Annotated in this window: 11 protein-coding genes; 6 read left to right on the top strand and 5 right to left on the bottom strand. The window is 40.8% G+C overall.

All coding sequences use genetic code 11. From position 1 onward, the window contains the following. Positions 1–84 precede the first annotated feature (84 nt). From FLM54_RS15735 to FLM54_RS15710, 6 genes are all read left to right on the top strand, one after another. Positions 85–1,605 carry an aldehyde dehydrogenase family protein gene (locus FLM54_RS15735; RefSeq protein ID WP_178956903.1) on the top strand — a complete coding sequence of 507 codons (1,521 nt, stop codon included), beginning with the start codon at positions 85–87 and terminating at the stop codon, positions 1,603–1,605. Positions 1,606–1,950: 345 nt separating this feature from the next. Continuing rightward, positions 1,951–2,556 (top strand): DUF998 domain-containing protein, encoded by a 606-nt coding sequence (locus tag FLM54_RS15730; protein WP_178956902.1) that lies wholly within the window; start codon positions 1,951–1,953, stop codon positions 2,554–2,556. Positions 2,557–2,670: 114 nt separating this feature from the next. Then, positions 2,671–2,880, top strand: a complete 210-nt coding sequence (locus FLM54_RS15725) for a hypothetical protein (RefSeq protein WP_178956901.1) — start codon at positions 2,671–2,673, stop codon at positions 2,878–2,880. 70 nt (positions 2,881–2,950) lie between these two features. Then, the gene (locus FLM54_RS15720; RefSeq protein WP_178956900.1) at positions 2,951–3,502 is read left to right on the top strand and encodes a GNAT family N-acetyltransferase; all 552 of its coding nucleotides are present in this window, start codon (positions 2,951–2,953) and stop codon (positions 3,500–3,502) included. A 43-nt stretch (positions 3,503–3,545) separates the two neighbouring features. Next, positions 3,546–3,803, top strand: coding sequence for a hypothetical protein (locus FLM54_RS15715; RefSeq protein WP_178956878.1), 258 nt, complete (start codon positions 3,546–3,548; stop codon positions 3,801–3,803). A gap of 175 nt (positions 3,804–3,978) precedes the next feature. Further along, positions 3,979–5,451: a S41 family peptidase gene (locus FLM54_RS15710; protein WP_178956899.1), complete on the top strand. Its 1,473-nt coding sequence runs from the start codon at positions 3,979–3,981 to the stop codon at positions 5,449–5,451. Positions 5,452–5,502: 51 nt separating this feature from the next. On the opposite strand, the gene FLM54_RS15705 is transcribed toward FLM54_RS15710, so the two are convergent. The 5 genes from FLM54_RS15705 to FLM54_RS15685 all read right to left on the bottom strand — a co-directional run bounded on the left by FLM54_RS15705 (position 5,503) and on the right by FLM54_RS15685 (position 13,539). Next, positions 5,503–8,448 carry a TonB-dependent receptor gene (locus FLM54_RS15705; RefSeq protein WP_178956898.1) on the bottom strand — a complete coding sequence of 982 codons (2,946 nt, stop codon included), beginning with the start codon at positions 8,446–8,448 and terminating at the stop codon, positions 5,503–5,505. A gap of 74 nt (positions 8,449–8,522) precedes the next feature. Beyond that, positions 8,523–11,177, bottom strand: a complete 2,655-nt coding sequence (locus FLM54_RS15700; RefSeq protein WP_178956897.1) for a glycoside hydrolase family 16 protein — start codon at positions 11,175–11,177, stop codon at positions 8,523–8,525. A 270-nt stretch (positions 11,178–11,447) separates the two neighbouring features. Continuing rightward, entirely contained in the window at positions 11,448–12,236 is a 789-nt protein-coding gene (locus FLM54_RS15695; protein ID WP_178956896.1) for a sterol desaturase family protein, read from the bottom strand. Continuing rightward, entirely contained in the window at positions 12,229–12,873 is a 645-nt protein-coding gene (locus FLM54_RS15690; RefSeq protein ID WP_178956895.1) for a CDP-alcohol phosphatidyltransferase family protein, read from the bottom strand. The genes FLM54_RS15695 and FLM54_RS15690 overlap by 8 nt, the downstream gene beginning before the upstream one ends. A gap of 27 nt (positions 12,874–12,900) precedes the next feature. Beyond that, the gene (locus FLM54_RS15685) at positions 12,901–13,539 is read right to left on the bottom strand and encodes an ATP-binding cassette domain-containing protein (protein ID WP_178956894.1); all 639 of its coding nucleotides are present in this window, start codon (positions 13,537–13,539) and stop codon (positions 12,901–12,903) included. Positions 13,540–13,560: the final 21 nt, after the last annotated feature.

Here is a 13,560-nt window from a genome sequence, read left to right as displayed (position 1 = left end):
ATAAAGCAACTAGCTACATTACTCTAACAAGTTGCTGGTATTTCGGCTTAGACTTTTAGCTAACAACAACAAGAGAACACACATATGATTTACGCAAATCCAGGCACAGCAGACGCACTCATCACATTTAAACAGCAGTATGGTAACTATATTGGCGGCGAGTGGGTTGAACCCGTTAATGGTCAATACTTTGAGAATATTAGCCCTGTAAATGGCAAAGTGTTTTGTAAAATTCCCCGCTCTGACAAAGACGATATTAATTTGGCGCTTGATAAAGCGCATGCCGTAAAAACGCAGTGGGGCACAACCTCAGTGACCGAGCGCAGTAATATTTTATTAAAAATTGCCGATCGCATTGAACAAAATCTAGAGCTACTTGCAGTGGCCGAAACATGGGATAACGGTAAAGCCATTCGCGAAACCCTCGCCGCTGATATTCCACTTGCTGCGGACCACTTTCGTTACTTTGCCGGTTGCTTGCGTGCTCAAGATGGCAGTATTGGTGAAATAGACGAAACCACGGTGGCGTATCATTTTCATGAACCATTAGGTGTTGTAGGGCAAATTATTCCGTGGAACTTTCCAATTTTAATGGCTGCATGGAAGCTAGCGCCGGCACTAGCAGCTGGTAACTGTGTGGTACTTAAACCTGCTGAGCAAACACCTGCATCAATATTAGTGTTAATGGAAATTATTGGTGATTTACTACCCGGCGGCGTGCTAAACGTAGTAAATGGTTTTGGTAAAGAAGCCGGTGAAGCACTGGCAACTAATACGCGTATAGCTAAAATTGCCTTTACAGGCTCAACCCCTGTGGGTTCACATATTTTAAAATGCGCAGCTGAAAATATTATTCCTTCAACGGTAGAACTTGGGGGAAAATCACCTAATATTTTCTTTAGCGATGTTATGGAAAAAGACGACTCATACCTAGATAAAGCAATTGAGGGCGCCATTCTTGCCTACTTTAACCAAGGTGAAGTATGTACTTGTCCATCACGCTTGTTTATCCAAGAAGATATTTATGAGCAATTTATAGAGCGCATTTTAAAACGTACCAAGCAAATTAAACGCGGTAACCCGCTAGACAGCGAAACCATGGTAGGTGCGCAAGCCTCTAAAGCACAGTTTGATAAAATTTTAAGTTACATAGATATTGGCAAACAAGAAGGTGCTGAAGTACTCAGTGGCGGTCATGTTGAGCAACTTAGCGATGAGCTAAATGGTGGCTATTACATTCAACCTACTTTATTAAAAGGAACTAACGATATGCGCGTGTTCCAAGAAGAAATTTTTGGCCCCGTTATTTCAATGTCGACCTTTAAAGACGAAGCCGAAGCGCTCGAATTGGCTAATGGCTCAGAATTTGGTTTAGGCGCAGGTGTATGGAGCCGTAATATGAACCGCGCTTATCACTTTGGTCGCAAAATAGAAGCCGGTCGCGTATGGACCAACTGTTACCATATGTACCCAGCACACGCTGCGTTTGGCGGTTATAAAAAGTCTGGTATAGGCCGCGAAACACACAAACTCGCGCTCGATCATTACCAACAAACTAAAAACTTATTAGTAAGTTACAGCGAAGATCCCCTTGGCTTCTTTTAATAACGCGTTTTAGTTTAAATAAACAACCTATAAGTAATGAAAGCGCTGCATTGTTGTAGCGCTTTGTTTTTTTAAAACTAATACTGATAGCATTTGATTAGTGGTTAATTATAATGATAAAGAAATGATTTATTAATGAGGCGAAATAAAACCTCAGTGAATCATGCACAAAGAGGGTAAATAGACGCTGCGTTGAAAGAGTAGGTTAAAGGTCACAGGTTCTACTGTTAAGACTAGGTTTCAGGCTGTTTGTACAAGCTCACAGCTCGTCACTCGAAGCCGGCTCATTTTCTCCTCTGTGTTTAAAAAGGCTTTAGTGAATTAATCACAAAAAGGATTATGGTGATGTTTGAAACGATTGCGATTTATTCAGGGTTAATAGCCACATTATGGATATTCATTGGTGTTTATGTAGCAAGTCGGTTTTATGAAGGTTACAGTCATTCTAAACAATTTTGTAGTGAATTAGGTGCAACAGGAAGCCCAACTGAAAAACTGTCACCACTAATTAATAATTATCCTTTAGGTTTTCTATTTTGCTTTTTTGGCTGGTATTTGGCGCGATTGGCTAATGTTTCTATATTGGTTAATATTGCTGGTTGGCTAGTTATAGTGCATGGTATTGGTACCTGGGTTGCGGGTTATTTTCCTATGGATGCTGACCCATTTACTAAACATCCAACTTTTAACTGCAAGGTACATTCTTGGGCTGGTTTTATTATGTTACTTTCGCTGGTTGTAGCACCAATATTAATAGCTATTAGTCCAACCACAGAAGTTATCTCTCTATACTTTCGTGTTTTTTCAATTGTTTCTGTTATCGCCACAGTTTATTATCTGTTTGCTATGGCTAAAGCAATAAAACTACAAAGCAACCCTGGTACCTACCAACGTATCTCTTATGGTATTCAATTAAGTTGGTTAAGTGTTTTTTCAATAACATTAATTTAAAACAATCACTAGTGCCTATCATTTGTTTAAACGTTAGGCTTGTCAATCTAAGAAATACATCAGCATTGTGTTGATTTTAGCTCATTATTTGGGCTTTTAAATCAAGGGAAACTTATGAATATAAACGTTATTAAATTCCGTTTTATTTTGCTAAGAGGCCCATTAGGCTGGGGAATTCCTACAGCTATTTTATTTCAATTAATCATGCACCTTACAGGTGAGCAAGGTTTTTTTGATGGAATCATTTCATCTTTAATAATATTTCCTTTAGTAGGCATATTATTTGGATACCTTATGTGGCATTCGGAACATAAAAAGAACTAAATAACTGAGAGACCTACCTTAATTACTTGGTTTTTTGAAAGTTTTTAGCTGTAATTACAAGGAGGTTTGAGTGAAAATTTGCGAAACCCAAAGGTTGCTTATTCGGCAGTTTTCAATTGATGATGTGCCGGCATTAAGTAAAATTCTTAGTGACGAAGAAGTGATGAAATACTCAATTCGTGGTGTGTGCGATGAAGCTGCAACTCGTGATTTTATAAAGTGGTGTTTACAATGCTACGATTCATATGGTTTGGGCCCATGGGCACTAATAGATAAAAACAGCGATTTATTGATTGGATTTTGTGGTATTTCCCCACAAAGCGTCGCGGGTAACGAAGAGCCTAATTTAGGGTATCGATTAGCGGTCGATTTTTGGAATAAAGGCTTAGCCTGCGAAGCAGCTAAAGGTGTTTTAAAGTATGTGTTTACGCAAACTACTCATCAATCGGTCGTTGTTATTATTGAACCTGAGCATATTGCGTCATTGAAAGTAGCAAAGAAAATTGGCTTTACAGACTATAGCAATCATGAATTTCATGGTCGTGCCGTACAGTTATACCGATTAACTAAGACGCAATGGAATGAATGGACTTCTTTAGATGTTGCTTATGTAGCTACCTAAAGCTCAAGATAGTTAACGTTGGTTTGTTAAAAGGAAATTTTTAATGGATATAGATTCTCACATAGTTCAGCTTGAAAAAAATAACCGAAAGTTATTTAGCGTATCTCATTATTTGGGACTTACGTTAGTGATGGTGGCTATTGTTTTGTTGTTAATGTTCTATTTCAGCCCATTGATAGGGCTTGCTTGTTCAGGTTTTGCTGCTTTCTTTTTAAACTTTTGCTATTCACAGTATAGCTTTAGAAAACTCAACGCCCGCATAACACTATTACAAACCAAAATTGAACAAATCGCTAAGTAAGCTGTTGCTCTTAATTTAAAGCCAGTTCATTTTAAATGTTAATCATTGCTAGCTGCTTTCAATGTTGCTAAGTTATTGCTGTAAAAAATTGCTGAAACTTATTGGATTTAAGATATTTTTAGTTCCACCAAATGAGTTTACAGTAATTATATAACTTAATTTAAAATGGATTTTCATGAACAGAAAAACAAAAATGGTTAGCCGTACTTTATTGAGCGCTTTATTAATTACGCCTACCTTGAGCATGGCCGAATTATCGCTTACTCCTACAACCCCAGAGCAATGGCGCAGTGTTACTGAGCGTGATATTGAAGCTGCTTACAGCATATCGGCAAAAAATCACCCTGGCATGTTTGATGTTAACAACCCAGCCTTTCCTGAGTTATTAAAGCAAGCTAAAGCAGAGGCGCTTACTCTGTCTAAGCAAGCGATTGGGCCGCAGGCGCATGCAGCGGCAATTGCACGTTTTAGCACGGTGTTACAAGATGGTCATGCTGGTGCGTTTTCAAGCATCGACAGGCCTGCGCGTCGCTGGCCCGGCTTTAGTGCTTTATGGCGAGGTGATGCGCTAAAAGTGTATTACAGTGAAATTAGCACTATTAAAAAAGGGGATATTGTAAGCCAATGTGATGGGCAAAGTACTGAAGCTTTGATGCGCAAAAGAGTGTTTACATTTCATGGGCAAGTTGCTCAACCAGGGCATTGGTGGCAGCAAGGTTGGCGGTTACTAACGGATGTAGGGAATCCATTTTTAGTCCCCCTAAAAGAATGCGAGTTTGTTAAACCCAATGGCAATACCCATAAACAGGTTTTAAATTGGTCTGTAAGGCCTAAATCAGTCAGTAAGCATTTAGAAAATGCCTACAATGGTGATGAACTTCCCATTGATTTAATCTGGCCTGAAAAAAACATTGCGTGGATTGCTATGCCTAGCTTTTCAGTAAATGATAAACAAACAGCTGACTACAAAAAAGTGTTTGAAAAAATAAAACAGCAACGTAGCAAGCTACTTACAGCAAAAGCCGTGGTATTAGACTTGCGCCATAACCAAGGTGGTTCATCTTATTGGAGCTCACAAATAGCCAAAGAATTATGGGGCAAAAAAGTAGTAGAACAAAAAACAGCTGGTACTACTCAAAACGAACAAGTGTGGTGGAGAGCGTCAAAAGACAATACCAACTATGTTAAATCGTTAATTGACGTGGTAAAAGATCAACCTGAATTTCATGAACTGATTAAAGAAATAGCAGCAGGTATGGCTTTATCACTTAAAAGTGGTGATCCATTTTATGTAGAACGAGAGACTAATACGCTAAATAACCTACCAGAAGAGCCGTTAGTGAGTGACTTTAAAACTAAGGTGTTTGTTATAGTGCCGCCGCAATGCGCTAGTGCTTGTTTAGATGCGCTAGATAAGTTTAAGCTTTTTGAAAATACCACGTTGTTTGGTGCACCCAGTAGCGCAGACTCGCTGTATATGGAGGTACGTTTAGCCGATTTACCTTCAGGCTTAGGTAAAGTGATAGTTCCTAATAAAGTGTATGTTAATAGAGCAAGAGGAAAGGGCGATTACTACAAACCTGATATTGCCTATAACGATATTGATTGGACAACCGATAAGCTATTAGAAAAAATTAAACTGTTATAAAAAAAGCCGCTTGTTGTAACAAGCGGCTTAACTTTCTAACTAGGGGTTAGTTTAAAACGAATAACGGGCGCCAATTGCGTAGCGTGGACCATACTGGCGAGCAAATAAGAACTGCTCTTCGTAACGACCATACCCTTGCTCGGTTTCATTATTAAGGTTAATACCTTCAAAGAATACCGTCACATTTTCATTAACGTCATAATTTACGCTCATATCCCATTGACCATATGATTTGGCGTATTGTGGTGGTGCATCAGCAGAGCCTTGCGCTTGGCCTACACCAATTAAATATGCATCACGCCAAGCGTAAGTTACTTTTACAGATAAACCTTCTTTTTCGTAAAACGCTTGGAAGTTAGCTGAATCACTCAACCCTGTTAATGGAGCTTGTTGGTCTAGGCTGTCTGTATCAAATTCAACATCGCCGTCAACAAACGTTGCATTTACACCGACCCCAAAGCCTGTCTCACCAATTAAGTGTTGTACTGCTACTTCAAAACCATCGACTGATTTACTATCGGTATTTTGTGGTTGGCTAATATTCCAAGTAATAAGTGGATCATTACTATTTGGTTCAATTTGGCCGTTTGCATTGCCATCACCATTAGCAAGCATTTGTGCAAAAATAGCATCGCTTGTTGCTTGATCACCACGAGCTTCAATATCACTAACCGCTTGTAAATAGCGTGGGCCATTTAAAATATCATGTAAGCCTTCAATGGTGGTTGGAGTAATGGTGGTTTGAATAAAGTTATCAACGTCCTTTTTAAAGTAACCTACTGATGCATAGCTGCCTTCTGAATAGTAATACTCTAATGATAGGTCAAGGTTTGTTGATTCAAATGGCAATAATCCTGTATTACCTTGGCTACCTACTCGTGCCCCCGGTTTTGGGCTGCCTGTAAGGCTACGACCACCGGCTAAATCGCCCAATGGCGCGCGCGACATAGTTTTACCCCATGATACGCGAGCAACTAAGTCATCGGTTACGTCAACACTTAGGTCGATTGATGGTAGTAAAATATCGTAACTTCCTTCTTGAACTAAGAAGTTGTCATCGCCGCCAGCTTCATATTGAGTGATCCACTCTGAAGCACTTATCCAATTTACTTGTTGCTCAACGCGTTGACGAACAGAGCTACTTACATCGGTTTCTTCATAACGAAGGCCGGCATTTACTTTTATGTAGTAATTGCTAACTTCAAATTCCCAACGTGATTGAACATAAATACTGTTGGTAATTTCTTCAACAGCGCTTTGACTGTCAATACCATCAAGATAGGCATTAGGCGCATAGGCATCGCCACCGGTTACATCAGCAGTAAGGTATGCCATTTGTCTTGCTACAGCTTCATCAAAATCAAAGCTATAATAATAGTTAGGTTGTAAATTGTTACCACCACCAGCAAATTGGTCTAATAGTCCTGAAGTGTTATTAAGGGTAAACATACCATCAGGGAATATCTCGGTGTAAGAAGGGTTAAAACCAGGGCCGCCAACTAAGCCACTCCATGCTTCATAACCACCGGTATTTTGTTCTGTACGCGAACCACCAAACTTCACTTCAATTAAACCAATGTCAAAACTATCGTTTATCCATGTTGTGTGTAATTGCAGCTGCTCAATATCTGATTCTCCAGGTGAATGAATAAACTGGCTAAAGTTTGAATCAATTTCACCAGGGCTTAATACGCTAGTACCGTTTTTCCAGTTAACTTGCGCATGTGGAATTTCACCAGTGCGGTAATCATAAATTTTATTTACAAGCTGATCAGAACCTAAAATAACTTGCCCATCACTACCCAGACCTTTGTCTGCGCCGTTATCTGTCTCGTTTTTAGAGTCGTGGTAGTCAAGCTCAACTTGCCATGTTTCATTAATTTGCCAATCTAAATTTAAGCCAATAGAACGAGCCTTAACTTCAGTGGTATTTTTACTAGAGGTAAATGATGCATCGTTACCACTAATATCTGCATAAATAGCTGTGCCATTTTCATCTAACTCGTAGCCATTAATGTTGCTACCAAAGTCGTTCCAAATACCCCAGCCGAGGGTTTCTGAGCCTGTTGTTGCCTCACTTGCTGTATAATCAAGGGTTGCTACAAAATTATCTGTGGGTGCAAATTGCAGTGTGATTTGCCCATTAGTACGCTCGCGTTGTAAATCTTCAATTGCGTAGTTCATGTCTTTTGCAAAAAAGTGATTACCTACACGATTTCCTTGCGCATCTACTGCGCGTGGATCAATAAAATCACCTTCAGCAAGAGTAGGTAGGTCTACATTTGCTTGCCAACCTTGAATATTGGCGCTTTGCTTTTGAAAGTCGCGTTCTTGATGCGAAAAAGAAAAACCAATACCAAACATTTCATCGCTAAAGGTATTACTATAAATAGCCGATACTTCCGGAGTTACATCGCTACCCGCTTCATTTGATGAATCATGAATAGCTTTAGCTGTTGCCGAAAAATGCTGGCCAGGTCTTTGTAAAGGTCGAGTTGTTGAAATGTTAACCGTCGCACCTAAGCCACCACTGGGCACATCAGCACGAGCAGTTTTAAATACTTCTAAGGCACTAACACCTTCTGAGGCAATGTTTTCCAGATTATACGAACGTGAGTTACCCGTTCCAGGCATTTGGCGACCATTAAGTGTTACCAAATTAAATGAAGGGCCAAAACCACGTACGGTAATTTGGCTTCCTTCGCCGTTTGCACGACTCACCGACACACCCGTAATACGTTGCAGTGACTCTGCTAAGTTAGTATCAGGAAATTTACCCATTTCTTCAGCAGAAATAGCATCGACTACCCCTGATGCATCGCGTTTCATATCCATAGAGCGGATAAGTGAACCGCGAATACCTTTAACTTGTATTACTTCAATTTCAGGTTCCACAGTATTTTGTTCTGCTGCATGGGCGATATTCAGCGTGCTTGCAGCGATGATAAGTGACACAGAAGCCGCTAGTGGGCTTTTTTTAAACTTATTTGTGTTCATAATTGCTCTGCTTTTACTTAATTTATTACGGTAAGTAGGTACTTGTAATTCACTACCTACCACTGAATTAGGGATTACGGGTTAGCGATAATCACGTTGTCTATACGGTAAACAGCGCCTTCACCTGTCCCCCACGCTGGAAACATCATAAGTACATTGATATCGCTAATGTCTAAACCGGCAGCAAACAGTGACTGTAATGTAAATGTGTAGGTTTGCCATTGGCCATTAACGGGTACTTCCCCCTCAACGCTTTGTGAAAGAGGAAGCTCTACCGCTGTTGCTGCGCCTGTTGACTCAATTTTAAATGTCCATACAGCGTCAGGATTATTTGGCGGGGTTACCACTTTCATTTCAAACTGCACAACGCCATTAGCTAGTATTGCTGATGCATCGAAAGAGATACCGTCGTCGGCTAAAAAGCCCATTACCGTTGGCGCAGAGCCAATAACAAATTCAGCTACAGTACCGTGATCAGCATCGTCAATTTCTTCTGTTGGGGTAGAGCCGCCACAACAGTCCCAAATGCTCCACATATCTGCGGCAGTATTTTGGAAAATAGTGATTTCATCGCCTGCTGATGCACTAGGATCGTACATCTTAGCGTTATCAACACGGTAAACCGCACCTTCACCTGTGCCCCATGCTGGGAATATCATTACTACGTCAATGGCACTTACATCTAAACCTGCGCCCGCTAAGTCAGCGAATGTAAAGGTGTAAGTTTTCCACTCACCTACAATAGGTGCATCGCCAGCATCTGTTAATGGTAATTCTACCGCGGTATCACCCTCATTAGATTCTATTTTCATTAACCAAGTGGCATCTGGGTTATTTGGGTTTGACATCACTTTCACATCAAACTGTAGTAAACCATTTTCTAAAATGCTGGTTGCATCAAATGGAGTACCGCTACCACCAGCAGATGAACGAGTATTAAAGCCCATTACAGTGGGGGCTTCGCCAATAGTGAATTCTGCGGTTAAGCCGTGTTCTGCATCGTCCATAACTTCTGTTGGAGTAGAGCCGCCACAACAATCCCACATCGGCCAATCTAAGTTTTGTCCATCTGTAAATAAGTCTACTGATGGTGATTCACCTACATCGCCCTCAATAGCCACGTTGGTAATTAAATATTCAGCGCCTTCGCCAGTTTGCCATGCTGGGAATACCATTAATACATCAATGGCACTTAAATCTAAGCCTCTTTCTTGTAGTAGAGAAAGCGGAAATGTATAGGTTTGCCATTGGCCTGTAACCGGTGTTACGCCTTCAACACTATCGCTAAGCGCTACATCGCCTGTATTAGGTCCGCCATCACCCGCTTCGGCTTTTAATAGCCAAGTTGTCGAAGATGTTGGCGGCGTTACTACTTTCATATCAAAAGTTAATCGACCATTTAGATCAAGAAGGAGTGATGCGTCAAATGGAGATGAGGTGCCGGTAAAATCATCTGGGAAGTGACCACCACGAGTTGAAAAACCTAAAACAGTACCGTTATTATCGTTAATGTTAAACTTAATAGCGTCACCTTTTTCAGCATCGGTTATAGTTTCTGGTGTGGTTCCACCACAACAATCCCATGCGATCCAGTTGGCGTTTAATGTGCCATTGAATATATCAAGGTTTCTTGCAATGCCATCACTTGGTGGAGTAGGTACAGGGGCTTTACCTTCAACAAGTGCATCATCTAGGCTATCGTAACCTGGGCGCACAGTTTCACAACCTTTACCTGTGTCAGTATTTGCAGCGCATTGATAAACCCGTACGTAATCAACCTCAAAGCTTTGACCTTCTGCAAATGCTGCAGCGTCAACACCTAAGTTGTTTACATTTTCAGGCCAGTCACCACCAACGGCGTTATTTAAAATAAGGTAAAAATCTTTATCAAATGGGGCATTATCCCAGTGAGTGGTAAGTTCGCCATTACCTTGTTCAAAGTATTCAGCAAACCAGCCTTTATGTTTAAGGCCAACAGCCTCATCTTTAGAGTTGTAACGAACTTCAGAGCGACGTTGTGTGGCATATAAGTAGCCATCTACGTACCAGCGAATTTCGCCTTCTTGCCATTCAATAGCGTAGGTGTGGAAGTCATCTGCGGGATTCATTCCCTCAGGCAGAGTATAAGCTTTGCCTGAGCTTGAGTTATTTGGCCACTCGCGACCATAGTGAAGTGTGCCATGAATATTTGCTTCAACGGTGCCATCTTCAGCGATTGTTTTTAAATTTACCGCTTCTAAAATATCAATTTCGCCAGAGCGCGGCCAAGTGCCATATACTTCGTCGGTTGGCATCATCCAAAATGCAGGCCAGCTACCTTGACCTGACGGTAGTTTTGCACGCATTTCAAAGCGACCATAAGTAAAGTCAGCGTTGTAACGGGTATTTAAACGGGCTGACGTGTATGGTTTTTCTGCACCTTCTTCAGCAGGTAGGGCGACTATATTTAGTGCACCGTCTTTAATAAAGGCATTTTGTTCACTGTCGGTGTAACATTGTTTTTCGTTATTACCACCGCCGGCGCAGTTTAATTCAAAGTTCCACTTATTTGTATCAATGCTTGTGCCATCAAATTCATCACTCCAAACCATTTGCCAATCTGAAACTGGCTGGGCAGGATCTACTTTTTCAAAATTGGATGTTGTCGCAGCATCGCCGCCACAGCCAGCCAAAGACGCTAATGATATAGCAGCCAAAAGGCGAGTAATGCGTGTTGTTTCAATGTTCATAACTGAACCCCGTTCAACTGATTATTGTCAGAATATAGTGTATTTGTTGATTTTGTCATTTTGTAAGCGCTTACATTTTTGTGTGTGATAAATGTAAGCGCTTACAAATGATATGGGGGATTTCAAACTTGGTCAAGAATTTGTTTATTTAATTTACAATTGGTTTACTTTAAATAAGCTGCTTTTGTTAATGTAGCAGCTCAAAAGCTTAGATAATGTAACAAACTAAGCTGAAATAGGCCCATTTCTCTGCTTAGTTTAGGCTAGTTGCTACTTTTTAAATGGTAACGTTAACAAATACCACAAGGACGCGTTTTGTTTTGGGTCGGGATATTGGGCTAAGCCGATGTTTAGTTTATTATCTGATAATGTGGCGCTGGTTTTGTAGCTGCCAAAAAGTCTATCCCACCAAGTTACGCTAAAGCCAAAGTTACTATTTGTTTCTTCGGGATTTTGGCTATGATGAATACGATGCAGTATTTGAGTCATTAAGATAAGCCGAAGTGGTTTTTCTATTGCATTGTGTAAACGTATATTGGCGTGGTTAAATAGCGCTAATCCATTAAGTGCAATTTCAAATATTAATACTGCAATAGCAGGTACACCCAAAGCGGTAACGGCAATCAATTTTATAAGTATGCTGAGTACAATTTCGATAGGGTGAAAACGCAAACCTGTGCTGGTATCTACATGCGCATCGGCGTGGTGCACACGATGCAAACGCCACAAAATTGGCACGTTATGAAATAACCTATGCTGCCAATATATAAGTATATCAAGCAGTAGCATGCTTAAAATAATAGCAACACTACTTGGTGTGGCTATTTGATTAAATAAACCGATACCGTGCTCTTGGTTATAAAGCGCTACGGCAGTTAAGCCTATGGGTACACTTAAGCGAGCAATTAGTGATGAAGCAAACACCAGTCCAAAATTAGCGAACCATCGGGTGTTACTTTTTATAGGCGATTTACGCGCAGGCATACGCGATTCTAGCAGCATCATAATAACCAAAATGCTAAAAAAGAACCCTAAACGCCACCAAATTTCATTACTCATTGGCTTGTGTAACCTCATCAGCTTCTTGGAGTTTTAACGTGTTATATCCTCCATGTATACGTGTAAAAATAGTAATAGCGCACGCAGTGGCAAAAATACTCGCCATTATGGCAAAGTGCTGCGGCCAAATACAAAAGGCAATAAATAGCGCTATGGTTTCTGTGCCTTCGGTTAAACCATTTAAATAGTAAAAACTTTTGTATTTAAACTGGGGTTTTTCGAGCTTAAATTTTTCGGCGGCTATGGCAAAGGCTAAAAAGCTTGAGCCTGTGCCTATAAAGGTGGCCAGTAATACGGCCCCGGCAATGGCGTTTTGCTCGGGGTTTGCCAAAATAAAGCCAAGCGGAATTGCCGCGTAAAATAAAAAATCGAGGGTAATATCTAAAAAACCGCCAGCGCTTGAACTTAAATTTGCATGGCGTGCCAATGCGCCATCTAGCCCATCTAAAATACGATTTAAAGCAATAGCCGTTAACGCTGCGTACCACATTTCATACGCAATTAATGGCACTGCTAATAGCCCTATTAAAAAGCCTGCCACAGTAAGTTGGTCGGGCGTTATGCCGCGCTTGTGCATTAACGCTACAACGGGGGTTAACAGTGGCTTTATTATTGGGGTGATGTATTTGTCTAACATGCTTGGTGCCTTGTACTTTTTGTGCGTTTATTTGGCTAAATTTAAGGTGATCAGTTTGCCGTTTGCGGCCTCTGCATCGCTATGATCGTGGGTTACCATAATAGCGGGCAATTTATGCTCGCGTATTTGGCTAAATACTAGCTCGCGCGTATCTACTCTTAATTGGGTGTCGAGCTTGCTAAAGGGCTCATCAAGTAAAATAGCTTTTGGCTCGCTTAATAGCATACGCAATAAAGCAACGCGGGCTTGTTGTCCACCAGAGAGGTTGTCGGGGTGGCGATTAGCCATGCCTTTTAATCCTACCTGTTCAAGGGCGTGCTCTATTTTTTCAAGGCGCCGTTTTTTATTGCCTTTAGGCATAGCAAAGGCAATGTTACCGCTTACCGATAAATGCGAAAATAATAACGCATCTTGATAAAGCACGCCTATGTGGCGTAAATGTGCGGGTAAGTTATTAATGTTTTTACCGTTAAGCCACACTTCGCCGTTTGCGCTAAAACCACTGGGTAATGTACCCGTAAGCCAATTTAAAAAGCTTGATTTACCACTGCCTGATGGCCCCATAATAGTGAGTATTTCGCCGCCTTTTACCTGCTCGTTTAAGCTTAGTAATTGCTCGTGTTGACGATAAAGCTCACAATTTTTAATCTCTAAAGATGACTGCATTAAAAACCTTTTAATTTATGG

Source organism: Pseudoalteromonas sp. Scap25 (genome assembly GCF_013394125.1).
Lineage (GTDB): Bacteria > Pseudomonadota > Gammaproteobacteria > Enterobacterales > Alteromonadaceae > Pseudoalteromonas.
The sequence above is the reverse complement of the archived record's forward strand: the minus strand, read 5'-3'. Positions and strand labels throughout refer to the sequence as shown.

Bases quoted from the DNA above. Each gene is read 5' to 3' on its own strand.
- FLM54_RS15735 (WP_178956903.1), top strand. From the start codon at position 85: ATGATTTACGCAAATCCAGGCACAGCAGACGCACTCATCACATTTAAA.
- FLM54_RS15730 (WP_178956902.1), top strand. From the start codon at position 1,951: ATGTTTGAAACGATTGCGATTTATTCAGGGTTAATAGCCACATTATGG.
- FLM54_RS15725 (WP_178956901.1), top strand. From the start codon at position 2,671: ATGAATATAAACGTTATTAAATTCCGTTTTATTTTGCTAAGAGGCCCA.
- FLM54_RS15715 (WP_178956878.1), top strand. From the start codon at position 3,546: ATGGATATAGATTCTCACATAGTTCAGCTTGAAAAAAATAACCGAAAG.
- FLM54_RS15710 (WP_178956899.1), top strand. From the start codon at position 3,979: ATGAACAGAAAAACAAAAATGGTTAGCCGTACTTTATTGAGCGCTTTA.
- FLM54_RS15705 (WP_178956898.1), bottom strand. From the start codon at position 8,448: ATGAACACAAATAAGTTTAAAAAAAGCCCACTAGCGGCTTCTGTGTCA.
- FLM54_RS15700 (WP_178956897.1), bottom strand. From the start codon at position 11,177: ATGAACATTGAAACAACACGCATTACTCGCCTTTTGGCTGCTATATCA.
- FLM54_RS15695 (WP_178956896.1), bottom strand. From the start codon at position 12,236: ATGAGTAATGAAATTTGGTGGCGTTTAGGGTTCTTTTTTAGCATTTTG.
- FLM54_RS15690 (WP_178956895.1), bottom strand. From the start codon at position 12,873: ATGTTAGACAAATACATCACCCCAATAATAAAGCCACTGTTAACCCCC.
- FLM54_RS15685 (WP_178956894.1), bottom strand. From the start codon at position 13,539: ATGCAGTCATCTTTAGAGATTAAAAATTGTGAGCTTTATCGTCAACAC.